Here is a 19,883-nt window from a genome sequence, read left to right on the forward strand (position 1 = left end):
AGCAGCGGGCCGATCGCGGCGGCGCCGGCCACGGCGACCGCCAGCGGCTGGCGCCAGCCGAAGCTGCGGGCGGCGACGCGGTAGCGGGCGCCGTCGGCGCCGAGCACCGCCGCGCTCAGCAGCGCCAGGCCGTAGACCAGCACGGCGGGGCCGGCCCAGCTCTCGGAGTCGGACCAGATGGCCAGCAGCAGGGCGACCAGGGCGCCGGCCCAGGCGGTGTGGATGGCGAGCCGGCGCTCGCGGCGCAGCAGCGCGCCGAGCGCGGCCAGCAGCACCCCGGCCAGCAGCCAGCCGCCGGGCGTGCCGGGGCCGCCGGGGCTGAGGTTGAGCAGCTGGACGGCGCTCGCGTCGCCGGTCTCGAACGGGAGGCCCACCTCGCGCAGGAACGCGCTCGGGCTCAGCAGCGTGGACAGCGACCAGGGCGCGAGCAGCAGCACCGGGGTGCCGAGCGCGGCGCCGAACCGCAGCGCCCTGGCCCGGCGCACGCCGCCCGGCATCCCCCAGGGCAGGGCCAGGGCGAGGCAGGCGAGCAGCAGCGCCAGCGGCCAGATCACCGGCGTGAACGCGGTGCCGACGGTCAGCAGCAGCGCGCAGGCCCACACCGCGCGCCAGGGGCCGACGCCGTCGCCCCTGGTGTGGCCGGCGGCAGCGACGGCGGCCCTGGCCAGCGGCGGCAGCAGCACGGCCAGCAGCGCGGTGCCGATCCGGCCGCCGGCCAGCGCGCCGGTGACGGCGGGCAGGAAGGCGTAGGCCACGCTGCCCCAGGCGCGCAGCAGCCGGGACATCACCAGCGGACGCGAGGTCAGATAGGCGCTGATGCCGGCGAGCGGCACCGAGCCGACCAGCAGCAGGGTCATCGCGGGGCCCGCGTTGCCGAGCAGCGCGCTGGCCAGCAGCGCCAGCAGGCCGACGAACGGCGGGGCTGACTCCGTGCCGCCGGTGCCCACGGGCTGCCAGGTCGTCAGGTAGCGGTCCCAGAGGGTGCCGGCGTCGGCCGGCGCCGGGAGCAGGGCGCCGCCGCTGAGGGCGCCGCCGCCGATGAGGTTGCGGCAGGCGAGCAGCGCGACCACCAGCAGCGCGAGGAAGAGCACCGGGCCCGGCCTGCGGGCCACCCGCCGGAGGCGGGCGAACTGCTCGACCTCCAGCACGTCCCCGTCGTCGTCGCTCGGCCCCGACTCGACGGCGCCGTGGCGTCCGCTGGAGGCCGAGGCGGGCTCGGCGCGGCCGCCGAAGTTGCTCGCGATCTGCTCGACGGTGGAGCGGACGGTCGCGCCAGGCGGTGGGAAGAGGGGTCTCAGCTCCCTGGGGTCGTGCCCGGGTGCGGTCGCCTTCGCGCGGGCGCGCCGGGCGCCGATCAGCCGGCCGGGCCGGAGCAGGGTGGACAGCAGTCCGGCCGCCTCGTCCAGCGCGCGGCCCGGCTGCTTGCCGACGAGGTAGGCGAGGATGCGCAGCAGGGTGCCGAGGACCAGCCGGAAGAGCACCCAGGGCAGCACCTGGGCGCGGGAGTTGACGAGCAGGGCGTAGGCGGCGGCGGCCTTGTCGACGCGGTGCGGGCTGCCGCCGAGCCGGCCGGCGCAGTCGATGGAACGGCGTTCCCTGGTCGCGGCCTCGGCGTGCCGGAGCACGGCGTCGGGGGCGATCAGCACCGTGTGGCCCGCGGCCTGGGCGCGCCAGCAGAGGTCCACGTCGTCGCGGGTCAGCGGCAGCCTGCGGTCGAACCCGCCGAGCTGCTCGAAGACGTCGCGTCTGATCAGCATCCCGGCGGTGGAGACGGAGAGGACGGGCCGGACGCGGTCGTGCTGGCCCTGGTCCTGCTCGCGGCGGTCGAGGCCGGTCCAGCGGCGTCCGCTGTAGGCGATGGAGACGCCGACCTCCAGCAGCTGCCTGCGGTCGTACCAGCCGCGCAGCTTGCCGCCGACGATGGCGGCGGAGGGGGTGGCGTCCGCCTGCCGCAGCAGGTGTCCGAGGGCGTCGGGGGCGGGGGCCGAGTCGTCGTGCAACAGCCAGAGCCAGTGCACCGGTTCGCCGTGGGGCAGCTCGGGCAGGTCGTAGGTGCTGGTGTCCCAGCGGCGGTTGACGGGGTCCCAGGCGGCGGGCCGACGGAGATAGGGGAGGTCGTCCGGGGTGAGCACGGGGGCGGTGCGGGCGGCCTCGGCGACGGCGGCCCCGAAGCCGGTGCGGCGGGCGAGGTGCAACACCCGCTCGGCGCCGAGGGCTTCGGTGACCAGGGTGGCCGAGGAGTCGGCGCTGCCGGTGTCGGCGGCGATCACGTCCTGAACGGGGCGCTCCTGGCCGAGGAGTCCGCGCAGGACCTCGGGGAGCCAGCGTTCGCCGTCGTGCGAGACGAGCACGGCGGTGACGACGTGCCGGGGGAGTTCTGGGTGGGCGGCCTGCTGCGCCGCCGGCTGGCTGTGCACGGACATCGAGGTGCTGGCCCCGGTTCGCTGGACGGTGGTGGACGGCGCTGCTCCGGGTGGAGCGGCGCTTGTCGTCTCGGACAGCGCACCACACTAGCGGCTGGTACCGTCAACGCCCCTCGGGCGGGAGATGCCGGGATTGTCCCGGCGTTGGATGGAACGGGCGGCCGGCCCGGCGATCAGACCGCGGCCTTCTTCAGGCGGCGACGTTCACGTTCGGACAACCCGCCCCAGATTCCGAAACGTTCGTCGTTGGCGAGGGCGTACTCAAGGCATTCGGAGCGGACCTCGCAGGCGAGGCAGACCTTCTTGGCCTCGCGCGTGGAGCCGCCCTTCTCGGGGAAGAAGGACTCGGGATCGGTCTGCGCGCAGAGCGCGCGCTCCTGCCAGCCAAGCTCCTCGTCGGCTTCCTCGACCAGCAGTTGTTCGAACAGCTCGGTCATATGCGCGCCCCTCGTCTTCTTTGCGTCCCCGTGATGCCGTCGTTATCCGTGCCGGTCGAACGACATGAGTGAAATTACAGGCGGGCCGCTCACCGGCAGTCAAGCCACGATCTGCCATTCACCCGATGATTCACCCTGTGGCACCACACTCACACGGAAAGTGTTCAAATCGGTACAAATCCTGCTTGTTCTCTTGGGTATCCATCCCGCAATCCGCCGGTTCCTCGGCCGATTCGATCCCCTCGTACAGAAGGACGAACGAGACCGTGGATTTGTTGCGCGACGCCCGAGCGCCGCGACGCGGGTCACGTCGAGGTCACGGATCGGCAACGCGCCCACGGGGATGCGTGGCTGATGCCGCGCCTGTCCCCGTTACGGCGCGGATAAACCCTGTCGCGGTCCCGCACGCCCGGATCTGATGAAACAATGCCGGCGACAGCACGCCCAGTTGACACCCCTTCGACGGACGGGATCGGCCGGGCCCCACCACATTCGAGGCGCACCGCACTCCATGGACAACGACAACGCCATCGCCGGCGATCCGCTGGCCCTCCCCCACCTGCTGCCCGCCCCGGCCGAGCACCCGCACACCGTCGCGGGGTTCGCGGGCCTGGCCGTCGCGCTGGCGGGTGATCGGGAGTGTTGGGCGCCCCTGGTGCGGTACGACGCGACCAGCCGCTGGTACCACCGGCTGCGGGTCGGCCCGGGGTACGAGGTCTGGCTGCTGAGTTGGGTGCCGGGCCAGGGCAGCGGACGGCACGACCACGGCCCGTCGTCCGGGGTGTACACCGTCCTGTCCGGGGCGCTCACGGAGCACGCCAGCGGGCGTGGCAGTCGGGTGCTCACACCCGGCTCGCTGCGGGTCTTCGCGCCGGGCTATGTGCACGAGGTGGTCAACGCCGCGCTGGAGCCGGCGGTCAGCCTGCACGTCTACTTCCCTGGCCTGACCGAGATGCCGATGCGGCCGCGCCCCGAGGCGGAGCGCGTTCCCCTCGGGGAGCCCAGCCCCCGGGGTCTGCTCGCCTGCTGACAGACTGGAACCATGCGACGCATCTTGGTTCTGTCCGGTGGAATCGGTGGCGCTCGCTTCCTGCGCGGCCTGTTGCGGGCCGCGCCGGAGGCGGAGGTCACCGTCATCGGCAACACCGGTGACGACATCCATCTCTTCGGCCTCAAGGTCTGTCCCGACCTCGACACCGTGATGTACACCCTGGGCGGCGGCATCCACGAGGGGCAGGGCTGGGGGCGGGCGGACGAGACGTTCGCCGTGAAGGAGGAGTTGGCCGCCTACGGGGTCGGGCCCGAGTGGTTCGGGCTCGGGGACCGGGACTTCGCGACGCACATCGTCCGCACCCAGATGCTGGCCGCCGGGTATCCGCTGAGCGCCGTGACCGAGGCGCTGTGCCAGCGCTGGCAACCGGGCGTCCGGCTGCTGCCGATGACCGACGACCGCGTCGAGACGCATGTGCTGATCGACGCCCCCGACGGGAGCGGGAACGACGGCGGCGCGGACGGGCGGCGCCGGGCCGTGCACTTCCAGGAGTACTGGGTGCGGCTGCGGGCCGCCGTGCCCGCGCACGCGGTGGTTCCGGTCGGCGCCGACCAGGCCAGGCCGGCGCCCGGGGTGTTGGAGGCGATCGCCGAGGCCGACGTCGTCGTCTTCCCGCCGTCCAACCCGGTGGTCAGCGTGGGCACCATCCTGGCGGTGCCCGGCATCAGGGAGGCCATCGCCGACGCCGGGGTGCCGGTGGTCGGCCTCTCCCCCATCATCGGGAACGCCCCGGTGCGCGGGATGGCGGACAAGGTGCTGGCCGCCGTGGGGGTCGAGGCGACGGCGGCCGCGGTCGCCCGGCACTACGGCCCCGGCCTGTTGGACGCCTGGCTGGTGGACACCGTGGACGCGGACTCGGTGGCGGAGGTCGAGGCGGCGGGAATCCGTTGCCGGGCGGTGCCGTTGCTGATGACGGACACCGAAGCGACCGCCGAGATGGCTCGTGCGGCGCTGACCATCGCCACGGAGGTCAAGGCCGCATGACCGCGCCCGCTTATCAGGTCTGGGCCCTTGAGGGCATCCCCGAGGTGCGTCCCGGGGACGAGTTGGCCAAGCTGATCGCCGAGGCCGCCGGCGCGCCCGGCCGACCGGGGCTCGCCGACGGGGACATCGTCATCGTCACCTCGAAGATCGTCAGCAAGGCCGAGGGCCGGGTGCGGCAGGCGAACGACCGGCGGGACGCCATCGAGGAGGAGACCGTCCGGGTCGTGGCGACCCGGGGCGAGGCCCGGATCGTCGAGTCCCGGCACGGCTTCGTGATGGCGGCGGCCGGCGTGGACGCCTCCAACACCCCACCCGGCACGGTGCTGTTGCTGCCGGAGGACCCGGACGCCTCGGCGGCCGAGATCAGGCGCGGGCTCGCCGAGCTGCTCTCGGTCGAGGTGGGCGTGGTGATCACGGACACCTTCGGCCGACCCTGGCGCGAGGGGCAGACGGACGTGGCCATCGGCGCCTCGGGCGTCACGGTCCTGGAGGACCTGCGCGGCGGCACCGACACCTACGGGAACCCGCTGGGCGTCTCCATCACGGCGGTCGCCGACGAGCTGGCCTCGGCCGGCGAGCTGGTGAAGGGGAAGGCCGACGGGCGGCCCGTCGCCGTGCTGCGCGGGCTGGCCCACCGGACCGGATCGGCGGACACCGCACGGAAGTTGGTGCGGGACGCGAGCCTGGACATGTTCCGCCTCGGCACCTCGGAGGCGGTGCGGGAGGCGGTGACCCTGCGCCGCACGGTGCGGGAGTTCACGCCGGAGCCGGTGGACCCGGGCGCGGTGCGGCGCGCGGTGGCCGCCGCGCTGACGGCGCCGGCGCCGCACCACACCACGCCGTGGCGCTTCGTGCTGCTGGAGTCGGCCGAGGCCAGGACGGAGCTGCTGGACGCGATGCGGGAGGCGTGGATCGCCGATCTGCGGCGCGACGGGCGCTCCGAGGAGAGCGTCGAACGGCGCGTGCGCCGGGGTGAGGTGCTGCGGCGCGCGCCCTATCTGGTGGTGCCCTGTCTGGTGGCCGAGGGGGCGCACGACTATCCGGACGAGCGCCGGGCGCACGCGGAGCGCGAGATGTTTGTGGTCGCGATGGGCGCCGGGGTGCAGAACCTCCTGGTGGCCCTCGCCGGCGAGGGGCTCGGCTCGGCCTGGGTCTCCTCCACCATGTTCTGCCGGGACGTGGTCCGCGAGACGTTGCGCCTGCCGGCGGACTGGGACCCGATGGGCGCGGTCGCCGTCGGCCACGCGGCGGCCCCGCCCCGCCCCCGGCCCTCCAGGGACCCCGAGGCGTTCCTGACCATCCGCTGAACGCTGGCCGCTGGCCGTTGGGCCCTGGGGAACGAGGCCGGGCCGGCCGTCCCGGCCCCATGGGCGCCGGCCCTAACAGACGATCTGGTCGGCCGTCGTGGTGCCGTGTTCGCCGCCGGCCGGGGTGGCGTGGGGTTGTTCGGCGGCGTCCTCGCCCGGTTCGGGCCTGGGCAGGGGGCGGTCGTCGCGGAGGGCGGTGAAGAGGCGGGCCGCCTCCTCCTCGTTCCAGATCACCGTGGAGCCGAGCCCGGGCATCTCGCGTTCCCGGTCGGTCACCGGCACCGAGGCGAACTCGGCGGAGCTGGTGGTGAAGTGCCGCATCAGGCCGGCCAGTTCGAGCAGTTGCTCGGAGCCCAGGCCCTCGTCGGCGCGGACCGAGTCGAGCAGGGTGTCGGCCATGGCGGCCACCTTCCCCGGGTTGAGCAGCACCCCGCCGCTGACGGCCTTGTCCACGAAGGCGGCGAGGAAACGTTGCTGACGTTGCATCCGGCCGAAGTCGGAGGCGCCGTCCAGGTGGCGGGCGCGGACGTAGGCCAGGGCTCCGGGTCCGTCCAGGGTGCTGGTGCCGGCCGGCAGGTCGAGGCCCGCGTAGGCGTCGCGCAGCGGCTCCGCCGTGCAGACCTCGACCCCGCCCAGCTGGTCGACGGCACGCATGAAGCTGACGAAGCTGACCTCCAGGTAGTGGTCGATCCGCACCCGGGTGAGGTCCTCGACGGCCCGCACCATCAGCTGGGGACCGCCGTGCGAGAGCGCCGAGTTGAGCTTGTCGTCGTGGGGCTCGTGCCGTTCCGTGGTGCCCGGCAGGGTGTGTTCGGGGAGGTGGGTGAACGAGTCGCGGGGCAGGCTCACCATGCTGACGCGCTCCCGGTCCTGGGAGACGTGCAGCAGCAGGATGGCGTCGGCGCAGCGGCAGGAGGCGCCGCCCACGTGGTAGCGGGCGCGTTCCTCCTCGCTCAGCCCGTCCCTGCTGTCGGTGCCGATGAGCAGGATGTTGAGCCCGGAGCCGGCGTCGGGTCGGTCGCGCAGCCCGCCGAACGCGTCCACCCGGCTCACCCCGTCGGCGACCTGCGCCACCACGGAGTGGCCGACGCCGCTCGCGGTCAGCACCAGCGCGGAGAGCGTGCTGGCGATGCGGATACCCCAACGGCGGCGTCTGGCTGGCATGGGATGGACACTCCCGCTGTGTCGGAGACGGCCCCGTCACGGTACGCAGATACGATCTTGGGCTTTGAGGCGGCGCGCACCCGGGTCCCTCGTTCGCGGTAACGTGAGCCGGTGACCAGCTTTCCCACACCAGCCGTGTCCGTGATCATGCCGGTGCTCAACGAGGAGCGTCATCTGCGGGACGCGGTCCGGCACATCCTCGCGCAGGAGTACCCGGGAGAGATCGAGGTGGTGATCGCCCTCGGCCCCTCGACCGACCGCACCGACGCGATCGCCGCCGAGCTGGTGGCGGAGGACGCCCGGGTCCGCACGGTGCCCAACCCGACGGGCCGCACCCCCGCCGGGCTCAACGCCGCGATCGCCGCCTCCCGCCACCCGGTGGTGGTGCGGGTCGACGGGCACGGGATGCTCTCGCCGAACTACATCGCCACCGCCGTGCGGCTCCTTGAGGAGACCGGCGCCGCCAACGTCGGCGGGATCATGCACGCCGAGGGCGAGAACGACTGGGAACGCGCGGTGGCCGCCGCGATGACCGCGCGCATCGGCGTGGGCAACGCGGCCTTCCACACCGGCGGCACCGCCGGCGAGGCGGAGACCGTCTATCTCGGCGTCTTCCGGCGTGAGGTGCTGGAGCGACTCGGCGGCTACAACGAGGAGTTCATCCGCGCCCAGGACTGGGAGCTGAACTACCGCATCCGGCAGGACGGCGGGCTGATCTGGTTCTCGCCGGAGCTGTTGGTCTCCTACCGGCCCCGGCCCTCGGTGCGGGCGCTGGCCAAGCAGTACCGGAACTACGGGCGTTGGCGGCATGTGGTGGCGCGTTACCACGCCGGCTCGATCAACCCGCGCTATCTGGCGCCGCCGGCCGCCGTGCTGGCGATCGCAGCGGGGCTGGTGGCGGGCGCGCTGCTGACGCCGTGGGCGCTGGTGGTGCCGGGCGGCTATCTGGCGGCCATCACGGTGGGCTCGGTGCCGGCCGGGCGCGGGCTGCCGGTGGGGGCGCGGCTGCGCGTTCCGGTGGCGTTGGCGACCATGCACATGTCCTGGGGCTGGGGCTTTCTGACCAGCCCGAGGAAGCTGGCGCGCAGGGTCATCGCGGCCCGACCGCCGGCGCCCGAGCCGAGCCGCTGAGCCGGGCGGGCGCCGCCGCCCGCTACCAGGTGTAGTTGGGGTCGACGGCCATGCAGTCCTCGCCGCCGGCGCCGGAGATGATGTCGTCCTCGGCGATGGCCGGCTCGTCCTCGGTGGCCGTCTCATCCGGTTCGTCCGGCGTCTCGGGGAAGGCCGTGCCCTCCCGCCAGTCGTCGCCGATCACCAGCGCCACGCCCTCGGTCGCCGGCGAGGCCATGACCCGGTCGCGCGGGATGCCCAGGGCCTCGGCCAGCGCCTCCGCGTCGACCCGGTCCGCCTCCTCGGCGTACCGCACCTCGGTGGTCGGCGCGGTCTCCACGGACGCGGTGTCGGTGGTGGCCTGGGCGTAGCCGAGGCGCAGCAGCTCGTTGGTGAGTTCCGAGGCGCGGCCGTCCGCCGGGGCCTGGATCTCGGAGCCGGTGGCGTTCCGCACGCTCACCGCCACCTCGGCCGGCGGGCTGGGCTGGGGGGCGTTCGTGCTCTCCTCGGAGGAGGGCTCGGACGGTTCGGCGTCCTGGTCGTCGAGGGGAACGTCGGTGCGCACCATCTCGAACAGCTCGGCGGAGGCCGTCGGGTCGGGTATCACGGTCACGTCGGGGTTGGCCGGGTCGGGCAGCCAGGGCAGGGTGACCATGTTGATCCGGTCGTTGGGGACCTGCCGCAGGTCGGTGGCCAGGTCGTAGAGCGCCTGCACCGAGCCGATCTCGTTGTTGACGGTCAGCGCGTTGGTGGCCGCCTCGGCCAGGTCCATCAGCTCGCCGGTGTTGGTGAGGGTGGCGCTGGCCTGGAGTTCCTCCACCATGTTGGAGAGGTACATCTGCTGGGCCCTGGTGCGGTTGATGTCGCTGCCGCCCTCGAAGCCCCGGCGGGTGCGCAGCCACTGGAGGGCCTGCTCGCCCTGGATGATGGTCTCGCCGGCCTCAAGGCGCAGCCCGGACTTGGGGTCGTGGACGTTCTCCTCGACGCAGACCGGCACCCCGCCCACCGCGTCGGCGATGTCCACCACGCCGGCGAAGTCCACGCTCATGAAGTGGTCGATGTAGATCCCGGTCAGCTCCTCCCAGGTGGCCAGCACACAGCCCGGGCCGCCGCGCGTGTGGGCGTTGTTGATGGAGTCGGACCCGACGGCCGGGTAGACCTCCCCGGTGTCGGGGTCGGTGCACTCGGGGATGGGGACCTGGGTGTCCCGGGGGATGCTGATCACGGTGATGTTGCTGCGGTCGGCCGAGGCGTGCAGCAGCATCTGCACGTCGGCCCTGATCGGGCCGCCCGCCAGGTCGCGGGCGCCGCCCAGCCGCTGGTTCTCCTCGCCCTCGCGGGAGTCGGTGCCCAGCAGCAGGATGTTCAACGGGCTCTGCCCGGCCGCGTTGGGCGGCGGCTTCTCCAGGTCGCCGCTGCCGGCGCTGCGGGGCTTCTTGGTGAGGTTGCCGTTGAGGTGTTCGAGGTAGAGGTAGCCGGCGACGGCCACGCCAGCGACCAGGAGCGCCAGCGAGGCGGCCGTCCAGACCAGCACCCGCCGCCAGCGCGGCTTGGGCTTGCGCCGCTGGCGGCGGGAGGCGCGGCCGCCCCTCCCCGAACGGCCTTGCCCCGCACCGTCGTTGCCCCCGCCGTCGTCGCCGCGACCGTCGCCGTGGCCCTCCGCGTCGGGTGCCGGCCGCTGGCCGGGGACGGAGGCGCGGCGCTCGGCCCCGCGCTCGTAGAGCGAGTCGTCCCAGCCCAGCTCGGACGCTCTGTCCGGGGTGCCGGGATCGCCCACGTCGCCCCTGCCCGATATACCGCTCCTCCGCACGGGACCCCCCGCTCGTGTCATCCGTCGGCTCCGCCCCTCGGGGCGGCCCCACCCTCAGGAGGCGCAGACGTCTTCGTCATCCGCCGTGATGCTGTCCACGTCGTCCGGCAGCTCGGGGGCGACCTCTATCGGCTCGCCCGCGCCCCGGAAGTCGTCGCCGAGGATCAACACCATCGGCGCGTCGCCCGCCTCGGCCGCCTGTTCCTGGAGCGCCGAGTCCGGCAGCCCCATCATCCCCGCCAGTGCGGCGGCCTGGCCCGCCTGGTCGGGTCCGTACTCCAGGGTCGTGGTCTCCTGCGGCGACGGGGCGTTGCCCGCGTTGGTCGACAGCGGGACGCCCTGCTGGTTCTGGAGCCAGTCCAGGGTCTCCTGCGCGGCGCCGATCACGTCGCCGCCGTTGTAGACGTCCACCCTGATCTCCTCGGGCGCGGCCGCGGCGGCCTCCTCCTCGGCCGCCTCCCGTTCCGCCTCGCGCTCCTCCAACTCCCTGGGCGAGATGTCCTGACGGATCATCTCCAGCAGCGGGGCCGCCCGGCGCTCGTCGACCACGACGGTCGCCTTGGCGTCCTCCGGCTCGTCGGGGTTGTCGAGGACCGGCAGCGTCACGAAGTTCATGTCCGACATCGGCACCCGGCCCAGCGTGGAGGCCAGGTCGCGCAGCCGCTGGATGCTGCCGATGCCCTCGTCGACGGAGAGCGAGCGGGTGGCGGTGTCCGCCAGGTCCCACAGCTTGCCCGGGTCGGTGAGCATCCCGCCGTCGGTGATCTGCCGCGCCATGGAGGCGACGAACTGCTGTTGCAGCTCGATCCTGGACAGGTCGCTGCCGGTGCCGACCGAGTGTCGGGTGCGCACGAAGGACAGCGCGTCCTCGCCCTCCAACACGTGGTTGCCGGCGTCGAGTTGGAGGCCGGACTTGGGGTCGTCGATGGGTTCGGCGACACAGACCGGGACCCCGCCGACCGCGCTGGAGAGGTCCTTGACCGCGTTGAAGTCGGCCATCATGAAGTGGTTGATCTCCACCCCGGTCAGCTGCTCGACGGTGTTCCAGACGCAGCCGGGGTCACGGCCGTTGGCGCCCATGCTCTGGTTGAAGCGGACGTTCTGGGAGCCGGGGATCGTCTCGATGGTGCCGTCCTCGTGCCTGACCTCGCACTCGGGGATGTCGGTGATCAGGTCGCGGGGGATGCTCAGGCCGGTGGCGTGGCTCCGGTCCTGGGAGAAGTGCATCAGGATCGTGGTGTCGGCACCCTCGCTGGCCTCACCGCCGTAGGCGTCGTTGCCGTCGCCGGTGCGGGTGTCGGTGCCGATGAAGAGGAGGTTGACCTCCTCGTCGTCGGAGAAGTCGTTGTCCTTGCCGACGTCGTACTTGGTGATGTTGTCGTTGAGGCGGTCGATCAACCACCAGGCGCCCGCCGCGCCCATGACCAGCAGCAGGGCGAGGGAGCCGCCGGTCCACATCAGTATCTTCTTGCCGCGCCCGCGTTTCTTCTTGCCGCTCTTCCTGCCGCGCCCCGGGGCCTGGTCGCCCTTGCGGCGACTTCCGCGCTGGGCGCGGCGGTCGCGCTGGGCCGGAAGCGGCCGGTCGCCGGCGCCCGGGGGATCGCGGTCCTCGCCCTCGACGGACGGGGCGCGACGTTGGCGTGGCGGAGCGTGACGGTCTCTGGAGGCCGTGGAGGAGGGTGCCGCATCGGTCGCCTCGGCCGCCGACGGCCTGTCGGGCCGGCCGGCGCCCGTGGCTCTCCGCCCGCCCGGGCCACCCGTCAGCCGCAGCTCGTAGGTGCCGGTTTCCGGGTTGAATACCCACTGGTCAGCGGGATCGACGCCGTCCGCACCGCCTGGTCCCTGCGCGTCCACGTGTTCGCGTACCCTCCGTGTGCCCTGCTAGAGGATCAGACGGGACACACTAGCCCGGAGGTTCCGCGCCAAGCGATGTCGGTGACCTATTCCACCCGCCGTTACGCAGGTGGAATATCCGGGTTGACCGCGCTATGAGAGGTTTTACCGCGTTGCTCTTTACCGTTTCATGGGTTCGTTGACCGGAGACCGTTACCCGGCGGCGGGTCCTCGGCGGCGGGCGGTGGCCCCTCGGGGGTCCCCTCCCCCGTGCTCGCGGGGGGCGGTGGCGGGAGGGTCGCGCTCCTGCGGGTCGTCCAGCCGAGGGCGGCGGTGAGGAGAACGGCGGCGGCGACCACCAGGGCCACCCAGCGGGGCCAGCGGCGGCGGGGGAACGCCCCGCTCGCATCCGGGTCGTCCTCGTCCTCCCACGCGCGCCACTCGTACCACTCGCACCAGTCGGCCCACGGGTCCGGCTCGTCCCAGGGGTCCCGCTCGGCGTCCGGCCCGTCCCCCGACTCGTCGGCCCGCAGGGGAGCCGGCTCGGTGAGCCGGTAGTAGGCGGGCTGTCGCGGGACCCTCATACGCCCGATCCTGCGGCCGGCCCGCCGGGCCGGCCACCGTCAGTCGGCGAAGTGGGTGACGCGCTCACTCTCCTGGCGCGCGACGCGGGCGTCCGGCGTGAGCCGCTCCGCGTTCCGGCAGAGCACCACGGAGCCGCCGGCCGCCAGCGGGGCGAAGAGGCCGGCGGACAGCCCGGCCCAACTCCCGTACCCCAGCGTGGACATCAGCCGCGAGCCGGGCACGAGGCCGCGCTCGGCCGCGTCCGCCCTGGCCCGCGTCAGCAGCTCGCCGCCGGTGAGCGTGCGGCCCTCGACGACCAGCGCCGGGTCGTCGGGGCCCGGCGGGTCGAGCGCGGCGAAGACGTCGCCCTGGGCCGGGGCCGCCACGGCGTAGTCGGTGAAGCCCTCGGGGGCCTCGGGGAAGCGGCCGCCCAGGGGGCGCAGGGCCAACGCCAGGCGCTCCCCCCGGCAGGCGCGCGCCTCGGTCAGCCGGTCGGGCCCCGCCACCACCAGGTCCGTCTCGGCCGGGTCCCCGTCCACCTCGACGACCACCCCGGTCGCCGCGCAGGCCAGCAGCCAGACGGCGGTCTGCCAGTGCGCGGGGAGCAGCAGCGCGAGGCGCTCGCCCCGGGCGGCGGCCAGCTCGTCCTGGAGCAGGTTCGCGGTCTTCGCCACCCAATTGGCCAGGGTCGCGGCGGAGAGTTCGACGCGTTCCCCCGTGGCGTCGTCGTAATAGGTGACGAGGGGGCGGCTCGCGTCTCCGGCGAGCGCGGAACGCAGCAGGTCGGCGGGGGTGCGGTCGGCGGTGTTCATCGTCGCCAGCCTACGCCCGGCCGCTGGGCCGTCCGCGCTACCCCCCGGCCTGCGCGTTCTCACGGTGGGTCAGCTCACGGCCACTCAGAAGTCGACACAACTCGGGATATATGACCACCATCAGAACCATGCGTGCATTCCGAACACTCTCCCTCCGTTCCCTTCCGTTGATCGGTTCGTGCACCGCCGCCCTGCTCGTTCCGCTCGCCCTGCCCCTGGGTGGCGCGGCGCAGGCGGCCGACAGCGCCGAGGGGGCGGCGCCGCGCACCGCGGCGGCCACCCAGTCCCTTCCCCTCACCGAGTTGACCCCGCTCGCCGGCAGCACCGGTGACGGCGACTCAGCGGACGAGACCGGCGACCCCGTTCTCCCGCTGGCCGGCCAGGGGCTGCCGGCCACCGACACCGACCCCTTCACCCTGCTCGGCGTCGTCTGGTCCGACGCCGACGAGGAACTCCACGGCACCGTCGAGGTCCGCGCCCGGAGCGTCGAGACCGGCGACTGGTCCGAGTGGATCGAGCTGGAGGCCGACCCCGAACACGCCCCCGACGCCGAGAGCGTGGCGGCCGAGGGCCGGCAGCCGCGCGGCGGCACCGCGCCCCGCTGGGTCGGCGCCTCGGACGGGGTGCAGGCCAGGGTCGCGCCCGAGAACGAGGCGGACGCCGCCTCGCTGCCCGAGGGCCTCAGCCTGGAGCTGGTGCACCCAGGCGAGACGGCAGCCGACCTGCTGGCCCCCCAGCCGGAGGCGGTGCCGGCCGCCGGCGACCACGTCGGGCCCAGGCCCGGCATCGTGATCCGCTCCAAGTGGGGCGCCGACGAGAGCCTGCGCGAGAGCGGCTTCGTCTACACGGACACCGTGAAGACGGCCTTCGTGCACCACACCGCCGACACCAACAACTACAGCTGCTCCGAGGCGCCGGCGATGATCCGCGCCATCTACCGCTACCACGTGGTGAGTCAGGGCTGGCGCGACGTGGGCTACAACTTCTTCGTGGACCGCTGCGGCACCATCTACGAGGGCCGCGCCGGCGGCGTCATCGAGCCGGTGCTGGGCGCCCACACCGCCGGCTTCAACCACAACAGCATGGGCATCGCGGTGATCGGCTCCTACGGGTCGACCAAGCCCAACCAGGACATCACCGACGCGATCTCGCTGCTGACGGCCTGGAAGCTGGGCCTCTTCGACGTCAACCCCAGCGGCTCGGCCAACCGCACGTCCCAGGGCGGCGGCAAGTACGCCAAGGGAACCACCGTGCGGATGAACAACATCTCCGGCCACCGCGACGGCTTCGCCACCGAGTGCCCGGGCGACCAGCTCTACTCGGCGCTGCCGTCCATCCGTTCGCTGGCCAGCAAGCTCCAGGGACGGTGAACGGGGCGGCGCTCCGCCCCGGCGCCGCCGTCCGGCGGGGCCGCCGCTAGCCTTGCCGGGTCATGCCGGACCGCGAGTGGACCCCGCCCGAACCGTACGACCTGCGCCGCAGCCTCCTCGTGCTGCGGCGCGGGCCGTACGATCCCGCGTTCCGCGAGGAGCGCGACGGCACCCTCTGGCGTGGCACCCGCACCCCCGCCGGGCCGGCGACGCTGCGGCTGCGGCGCGGGGCGCGGATCGAGGCGAGCGCGTGGGGCCCGGGCGCTGACTGGGTGTTGGACCGGCTGCCGGCGCTGCTCGGCGGCGAGGACCGGCCCGAGGAGTTCGTGCCGCGCCACCGGCTGATCGCCGAGGCCAGGCGCCGGCACCGGGGAGTGCGGCTGATCCGCACCGGGCTGGTGCTGGAGTCGTTGATCCCCTCCGTCCTGGAGCAGCGGGTCACCACCGAGGACGCCTACCGCTCGTGGCGGCGGCTGCTGCGCTGGTTCGGCGAGCCGGCGCCGGGGCCCGGCGCCGAGCTGGACCTGTGGGTGATGCCGGAGCCGAGGGCCATCGCCCGCGTCCCGTCCTGGGACTGGCACCGGGCCAACGTGGACGGCTCGCGCTCGGCGACCGTGATGCGCGTGGTGCGGGTGGCGCGGCGGATGGAGGAGGCGGCGGCCATGGACCTGCCCCGGGCGCTGGCCAGGCTCCAGGCGGTCCCCGGCGTCGGCCCGTGGACGGCGGCCGAGGCGTTGCAGCGCAGCAACGGGGCGCCGGACGCGATCACCGTCGGCGATCTGCATCTGCCGGGCACGATCGGCTACGCGTTGGCGGGTGAACGGGACGCGGACGACGCGCGGATGCTGGAGCTGCTGGCCGACTACCCGGGGCAGCGGCACCGGGCGGCGCGCTATGTGCTGCTGACCGGCGTCGCCCCGCCGCGCCGGGCGCCGCGTCAACGGCACGCCCGCATCGCCCGGTTGTGAGCCCCCCGCCGAGCCGCTGTCAGCTCGGGTCGGCGCCCCTGGCGCGCAGCTCCAGGATCTCGCGGCGCCTGGCCAGCCGGTGGGTGCGCCGGATCTGCGCCTCCTGGAACCGCCGCCGGTCCAGCTCGGTCTCCGGCAGCACCGGGGGAACGCGGCGCGGCTTGCCGTTCTCGTCCACGGCGGCGAAGACCAGGTAGGCGGTGCCGACCCGGGTGGCCGGCGTCGACTCGTTCCACCGCTCGGCCAGGACCTTGACGCCGATCTCCATGGAGCTGCGGCCGGTCCAGTTGACCTGGGCGTGGACATGGACGAGGTCGCCGATCTTCACCGGCACCAGGAAGACCATCTCGTCCATGGAGGCGGTGACGGCCGGGCCCTCGGAGTGCCGGCCGGCGACGGCGCCGGCGGCGTCGTCCACCAGCTTCATGATCACGCCACCGTGCACGGTGCCCAGCAGGTTGACGTCGTTGTGGCTCATGATCTTGGACAGCGTGGTGCGCGAGGCGGCGGTGGGCTTGCCGGGAGGATCGCTGGGCACATCGGTCATAAGGCCAGCCTAAGCACCTCGGCCGATCCGATAATGCATCAGGTCTGCCACAGTGCTCGGCCGGCGTTTCCCCCGAGCGGCCGAGGCGTGCACACTGGCCTGTTATGAGCGACTGGCCCGACGGGTGGAGCGACGACGACCAGGACCGCGGCCGCTACGGCCGGGGACGCGGCAGCGCGACCCCGGAGAGCGCGCGGGTCATGCCACACGTCAACAGACCGCCCAGACAGCGCTCGCCCCAGCACGACTCCTACGCCGCCCCGGCGCGGCCGGCCGGGCCCGGCCGGGACGCGGGCCAGGCCGCGGGCTATGACTCCGGCTGGAACGAGGGCCGGGTCTACCGGGGCGCCGGGCAGCAGCCGCCCCCGCCGGACGCCCCGCACCCGGGCCCGCAGGGCCAGGGGCCGGGCCGGCCGAAGCCGCCGCCGCGCTGGGGCCGCCGAATAGGCTTCAGCGCGCTGGCGCTGGTGCTGGTCCTGACGGTGGTCGCCACCGCGACGTACTTCTGGGCGGACGGCAAGCTCAACCGGGACGTGGACCTGGAGGCGTTGGAGGACCGCCCGGAGCCGGGCGAGGGCACCAACTTCCTGATCGTGGGCTCCGACAGCAGAGAGGGGCTGAGCGAGGAGCAGCGCGACGAGCTGAACACGGGCAACGCCTCCGGCAGCCGCACCGACACGATCATGATCCTGCACGTGGGGTCCAACGGGAACACGATGGTCAGCCTGCCCAGGGACTCCTGGGTGACCATCCCGGAGTTCACCGGCTCGGAGTCCGGCAACCGCATCCCCGAGCAGCAGCAGAAGATCAACGCGGCCTTCTCCATCGAGGGCCCCTGGCTGCTGGCCCGCACCATCGAGTACAACCTCGACATCCACATCGACCACTACGTGGAGATAGGCTTCGGCGGCTTCGCCAACGTGGTGGACGCGCTCGGCGGCGTCGAGATGTGCTTCGACGAGCCGATCCAGGACGAGAACTCGGGCGCGGACTTCGAGGCGGGTTGCCACCAGCTGAACGGCGCGGAGTCGCTGGCGTTCAACCGGCAGCGCTACCAGGAGGCGGAGGGCGACCTCGGGCGGACCAGGAACCAGCAGAACTTCCTGGGCACCCTCGCCAGCCAGGCGGCCTCGCCCGGGACCCTGCTCAACCCGTTCCGGCTCTACCCGACGCTGAACGCGACCGTGGAGGCGCTCACCGTCGACACCAACATGAGCCTGTGGGACCTGCGGTCCATGTTCTGGGCGATGCGCGGCGCCGAGCGGATGAACATGCCGGTGGCCGACCCGGGCTACGCGGCGCCCGACGGCAGCTCGGCGGTGCTCTGGGACGAGGAGCAGGTCGACGCCCTGATGGAGCAGCTGCGGAACGACGAGGAGGTCACGGTCGGGGTGGAGGAGTAGCCTCCCCCGCGTTCCCCGACGCGGCGCGCGCGCCGGCGGGCGGCCCCGTGCCCCCGCCGGCGCGTTCCTTTGCCTGTTTCGCGCGGTAGGCGCGCATCTTGGCGCGCGCGCCGCAGGTGCGCATCGAGCACCAGCGGCGGCGGCCGGCCGGGCTCTGGTCGTAGTACGCCCAGCGGCAGTCGTCCGCCTCGCAGACCCTGAGCCGCCGCCACTCCCCCCGCGCCTCGGCCGCCGCGACCACGGCGGCCACCCGCGCGGTGAACGCGGCCACCCCGTCGAGGCCGGGCGCGGGGACCAGCCGCGCCGCGCCGTCCTCGGCGACCTCGACGACCAGCGGGGCGCGGGCGAAGAGCGCGGTCAACTCGGCCGGCGGCGGGGCGTCTTCGACGTGGTGCGCCAGGCCGGCCGCGCGCAGCGCCTCGCGCAGGCGGCGCAGCGCTGGCAGCTCCCCCGGGGCCAGGGCGAGCGTCGGGTCCACCTCCGCGAGCGACGCCGGGGTGACCAACGTGTCCTGGCCGGCCTCCAGGTCGGACGTGTTCAACAGCCGCACCAGCAGCGCCAGGTCCTCCGGGATCGGTCGCTCCGCCATGCCGCCACGGTATCCGGCCCGTCACGCTTGCGTCGGCCCAGAACGTCCCGCATCATGAGGACCGTTACCCGCTGGACTCCTTTTGCGGTAACACACCTTCGAGGAAGAGAGCTTTCCCATGGCCATCGTCACGCTCGGCCCCACCGTGCTCGACTGTCCCGACCCGCTCGCCCTGGCGACGTTCTACGCGACGCTGCTGGACGGGAAGGTGGAACGGGACGAGGGAGACAACGAGTGGGTCGAGGTCCACCTCGCTGACGGGCCGCCCCTCGCCTTCCAGCTGTCCGAGGGCTACCGGCCGCCGAGCTGGCCTGGCACCGAGCGCGGGCAGCAGTTCCACCTCGACTTCAGCGTGCCGCGCGACCGCTGGGACGAGGCCGAGCGGCAGGTGCTGGAGCTGGGCGCCACCAAGCTGGAGGGCGACGGCGGCACGCGCAACTGGCGGGTCTACGCCGACCCGGTCGGGCACCCGTTCTGCCTCTGCGCGCACTGAGGCCGCGCGGGGCCGGGCGGCGGCCGGCCCCGGGTGTCGGACCGCTCGGGTAGCATCCGGCGCCATGAACGGCAGCGGGGTGGGCGGCGGCACGCTCGGGCGACGCGCCCCCTGGGCGCGGCTGCTGCCGGCGCTGCGCTGCCCGGTCTGCGGGGCGGGGCTCGCGCCGGCCGAGCGGGCGGCGCGCTGCCCGGCGGGACACAGCTTCGACCTCGCCCGCCAGGGCTATCTCGGCCTGGCCGGCGGGCAGGGCGGGGCCGGGGCCGGCGCGGCCAACGCCGACAGCGCCGCCATGGTCGAGGCCAGGTCGGCGTTCCTGGGCGCCGGGCACTACGCGCCGCTGACCGAGGCGCTGGCGCGGCTGGCCGGCCAACTCGCCCCGGCCGACGGCCTGTCGCTCGACGCCGGCGGCGGCACCGGCCACCATCTGGCCGGGGTGCTCGACGCGCTGCCGGGGGCGGCCGGGCTCACCTTGGACGTCTCCCGGTTCGCGCTGCGGCGGGCGGCCAGGGCCCATCCCCGGATGGGCGCGGCCAGCGCCGACGTGTGGCGCGGCCTCCCGGTGCGCACCGGCGCCTTCGACCTGCTGCTCAACGTCTTCGCGCCGCGCAACGGCGCCGAGTTCCACCGGGCGCTCGCCCCGGGGGGCGCGCTGCTGGTGGTCACGCCGGGGCCGGAGCACCTGGCCGAACTGCGCGCCAGCCGGGGCCTGTTGGCCGTGGACCCGGCCAAGGAGGAACGGCTGCGGCGCGCCCTGGCCGGGCACTTCGTCCAAGAGGCCGAGGAGCGGCTCACGTTCGGGCTGCGGCTGACCGCCGACGAGGCCCGCGACCTGGTGGCCATGGGTCCCAACGCGCACCACCACGCCACCGGCCCGGGCGGGGCGCCGCCCGCGACCGTCACCGCCTCCTTCCGGCTGACCGTCCACCGGCCGAGGGCGGGGGCGCGGGAGCGGGATTCGGCGCGCGGCTGAGGCTCGCGCGCCGGTCTCGGGCTGCGTGCGCCGCCCTGGGCGGCG

The 19,883-nt window shown here is 73.9% G+C and carries 18 protein-coding genes; 9 read left to right on the forward strand and 9 right to left on the reverse strand.

Annotation, left to right across the window (positions count from 1 at the left end; all coding sequences use genetic code 11):
* Together EBN88_RS19350 and EBN88_RS19355 are read right to left on the reverse strand one after the other, a co-directional pair.
* Positions 1–2,423 (reverse strand): glycosyltransferase family 2 protein (locus tag EBN88_RS19350; protein WP_147472764.1); only part of this gene is annotated, 2,423 nt, incomplete at its 3' end.
* 173 nt (positions 2,424–2,596) lie between these two features.
* On the reverse strand, positions 2,597–2,860 hold the full coding sequence (locus EBN88_RS19355) for a WhiB family transcriptional regulator (protein ID WP_003950432.1): 264 nt from the start codon (positions 2,858–2,860) through the stop codon (positions 2,597–2,599).
* Positions 2,861–3,371: 511 nt separating this feature from the next.
* On the opposite strand from EBN88_RS19355, the gene EBN88_RS19365 reads away from it, so the two are divergent.
* Genes EBN88_RS19365 through EBN88_RS19375 form a run of 3 tightly spaced genes read left to right on the forward strand, consistent with a single transcriptional unit; the run spans position 3,372 to position 6,202 of the window.
* A complete protein-coding gene (locus tag EBN88_RS19365; protein WP_122185170.1) occupies positions 3,372–3,890 on the forward strand; it encodes a cysteine dioxygenase in 519 nt (172 codons plus the stop codon).
* Positions 3,891–3,902: 12 nt separating this feature from the next.
* Positions 3,903–4,895, forward strand: coding sequence for a 2-phospho-L-lactate transferase (gene cofD, locus EBN88_RS19370; RefSeq protein ID WP_122185171.1), 993 nt, complete (start codon positions 3,903–3,905; stop codon positions 4,893–4,895).
* Positions 4,892–6,202, forward strand: coding sequence for a coenzyme F420-0:L-glutamate ligase (locus tag EBN88_RS19375; RefSeq protein ID WP_122185172.1), 1,311 nt, complete (start codon positions 4,892–4,894; stop codon positions 6,200–6,202). The genes cofD and EBN88_RS19375 overlap by 4 nt, the downstream gene beginning before the upstream one ends.
* 72 nt (positions 6,203–6,274) lie before the next feature.
* Here the strand turns inward: EBN88_RS19375 and EBN88_RS19380 are convergent, their stop codons facing one another.
* Positions 6,275–7,366: an LCP family protein gene (locus EBN88_RS19380; RefSeq protein WP_122185173.1), complete on the reverse strand. Its 1,092-nt coding sequence runs from the start codon at positions 7,364–7,366 to the stop codon at positions 6,275–6,277.
* 111 nt (positions 7,367–7,477) lie between these two features.
* Between EBN88_RS19380 and EBN88_RS19385 the strand changes: the two genes are divergently transcribed.
* Positions 7,478–8,497 (forward strand): glycosyltransferase family 2 protein, encoded by a 1,020-nt coding sequence (locus EBN88_RS19385; RefSeq protein WP_267902578.1) that lies wholly within the window; start codon positions 7,478–7,480, stop codon positions 8,495–8,497.
* A 22-nt stretch (positions 8,498–8,519) separates the two neighbouring features.
* Here the strand turns inward: EBN88_RS19385 and EBN88_RS19390 are convergent, their stop codons facing one another.
* The 4 genes from EBN88_RS19390 to EBN88_RS19405 all read right to left on the reverse strand — a co-directional run bounded on the left by EBN88_RS19390 (position 8,520) and on the right by EBN88_RS19405 (position 13,495).
* Positions 8,520–10,307: an LCP family protein gene (locus EBN88_RS19390; RefSeq protein WP_122185174.1), complete on the reverse strand. Its 1,788-nt coding sequence runs from the start codon at positions 10,305–10,307 to the stop codon at positions 8,520–8,522.
* Positions 10,308–10,340: 33 nt separating this feature from the next.
* Positions 10,341–11,744, reverse strand: a complete 1,404-nt coding sequence (locus EBN88_RS19395) for an LCP family protein (RefSeq protein ID WP_325052770.1) — start codon at positions 11,742–11,744, stop codon at positions 10,341–10,343.
* Positions 11,745–12,307: 563 nt separating this feature from the next.
* Positions 12,308–12,703 (reverse strand): hypothetical protein, encoded by a 396-nt coding sequence (locus tag EBN88_RS19400; protein WP_122185176.1) that lies wholly within the window; start codon positions 12,701–12,703, stop codon positions 12,308–12,310.
* A 39-nt stretch (positions 12,704–12,742) separates the two neighbouring features.
* Entirely contained in the window at positions 12,743–13,495 is a 753-nt protein-coding gene (locus EBN88_RS19405; RefSeq protein ID WP_122185177.1) for a TIGR03089 family protein, read from the reverse strand.
* 128 nt (positions 13,496–13,623) lie between these two features.
* Between EBN88_RS19405 and EBN88_RS19410 the strand changes: the two genes are divergently transcribed.
* Entirely contained in the window at positions 13,624–14,865 is a 1,242-nt protein-coding gene (locus EBN88_RS19410; RefSeq protein ID WP_233580793.1) for a peptidoglycan recognition protein family protein, read from the forward strand.
* A 62-nt stretch (positions 14,866–14,927) separates the two neighbouring features.
* Complete coding sequence (locus EBN88_RS19415) at positions 14,928–15,833, forward strand: DNA-3-methyladenine glycosylase family protein (RefSeq protein ID WP_122185179.1); 906 nt, start codon at positions 14,928–14,930, stop codon at positions 15,831–15,833.
* A gap of 19 nt (positions 15,834–15,852) precedes the next feature.
* Here the strand turns inward: EBN88_RS19415 and EBN88_RS19420 are convergent, their stop codons facing one another.
* Positions 15,853–16,380, reverse strand: a complete 528-nt coding sequence (locus EBN88_RS19420) for an acyl-CoA thioesterase (RefSeq protein WP_122185180.1) — start codon at positions 16,378–16,380, stop codon at positions 15,853–15,855.
* Between the two features lie 104 nt (positions 16,381–16,484).
* Between EBN88_RS19420 and EBN88_RS19425 the strand changes: the two genes are divergently transcribed.
* On the forward strand, positions 16,485–17,783 hold the full coding sequence (locus EBN88_RS19425) for an LCP family protein (protein WP_122185181.1): 1,299 nt from the start codon (positions 16,485–16,487) through the stop codon (positions 17,781–17,783).
* On the opposite strand, the gene EBN88_RS19430 is transcribed toward EBN88_RS19425, so the two are convergent.
* Positions 17,761–18,372: a CGNR zinc finger domain-containing protein gene (locus tag EBN88_RS19430; protein ID WP_122185182.1), complete on the reverse strand. Its 612-nt coding sequence runs from the start codon at positions 18,370–18,372 to the stop codon at positions 17,761–17,763. The genes EBN88_RS19425 and EBN88_RS19430 overlap by 23 nt on opposite strands.
* Positions 18,373–18,490: 118 nt before the next feature.
* On the opposite strand from EBN88_RS19430, the gene EBN88_RS19435 reads away from it, so the two are divergent.
* Entirely contained in the window at positions 18,491–18,865 is a 375-nt protein-coding gene (locus EBN88_RS19435) for a VOC family protein (RefSeq protein ID WP_122185183.1), read from the forward strand.
* A gap of 64 nt (positions 18,866–18,929) precedes the next feature.
* A complete protein-coding gene (locus tag EBN88_RS19440) occupies positions 18,930–19,838 on the forward strand; it encodes a putative RNA methyltransferase (RefSeq protein WP_199742417.1) in 909 nt (302 codons plus the stop codon).
* Positions 19,839–19,883 lie beyond the last annotated feature (45 nt).

The organism is Streptomyces triticirhizae, assembly GCF_003696235.1.
Classification (GTDB): domain Bacteria; phylum Actinomycetota; class Actinomycetes; order Streptomycetales; family Streptomycetaceae; genus Streptomyces; species Streptomyces triticirhizae.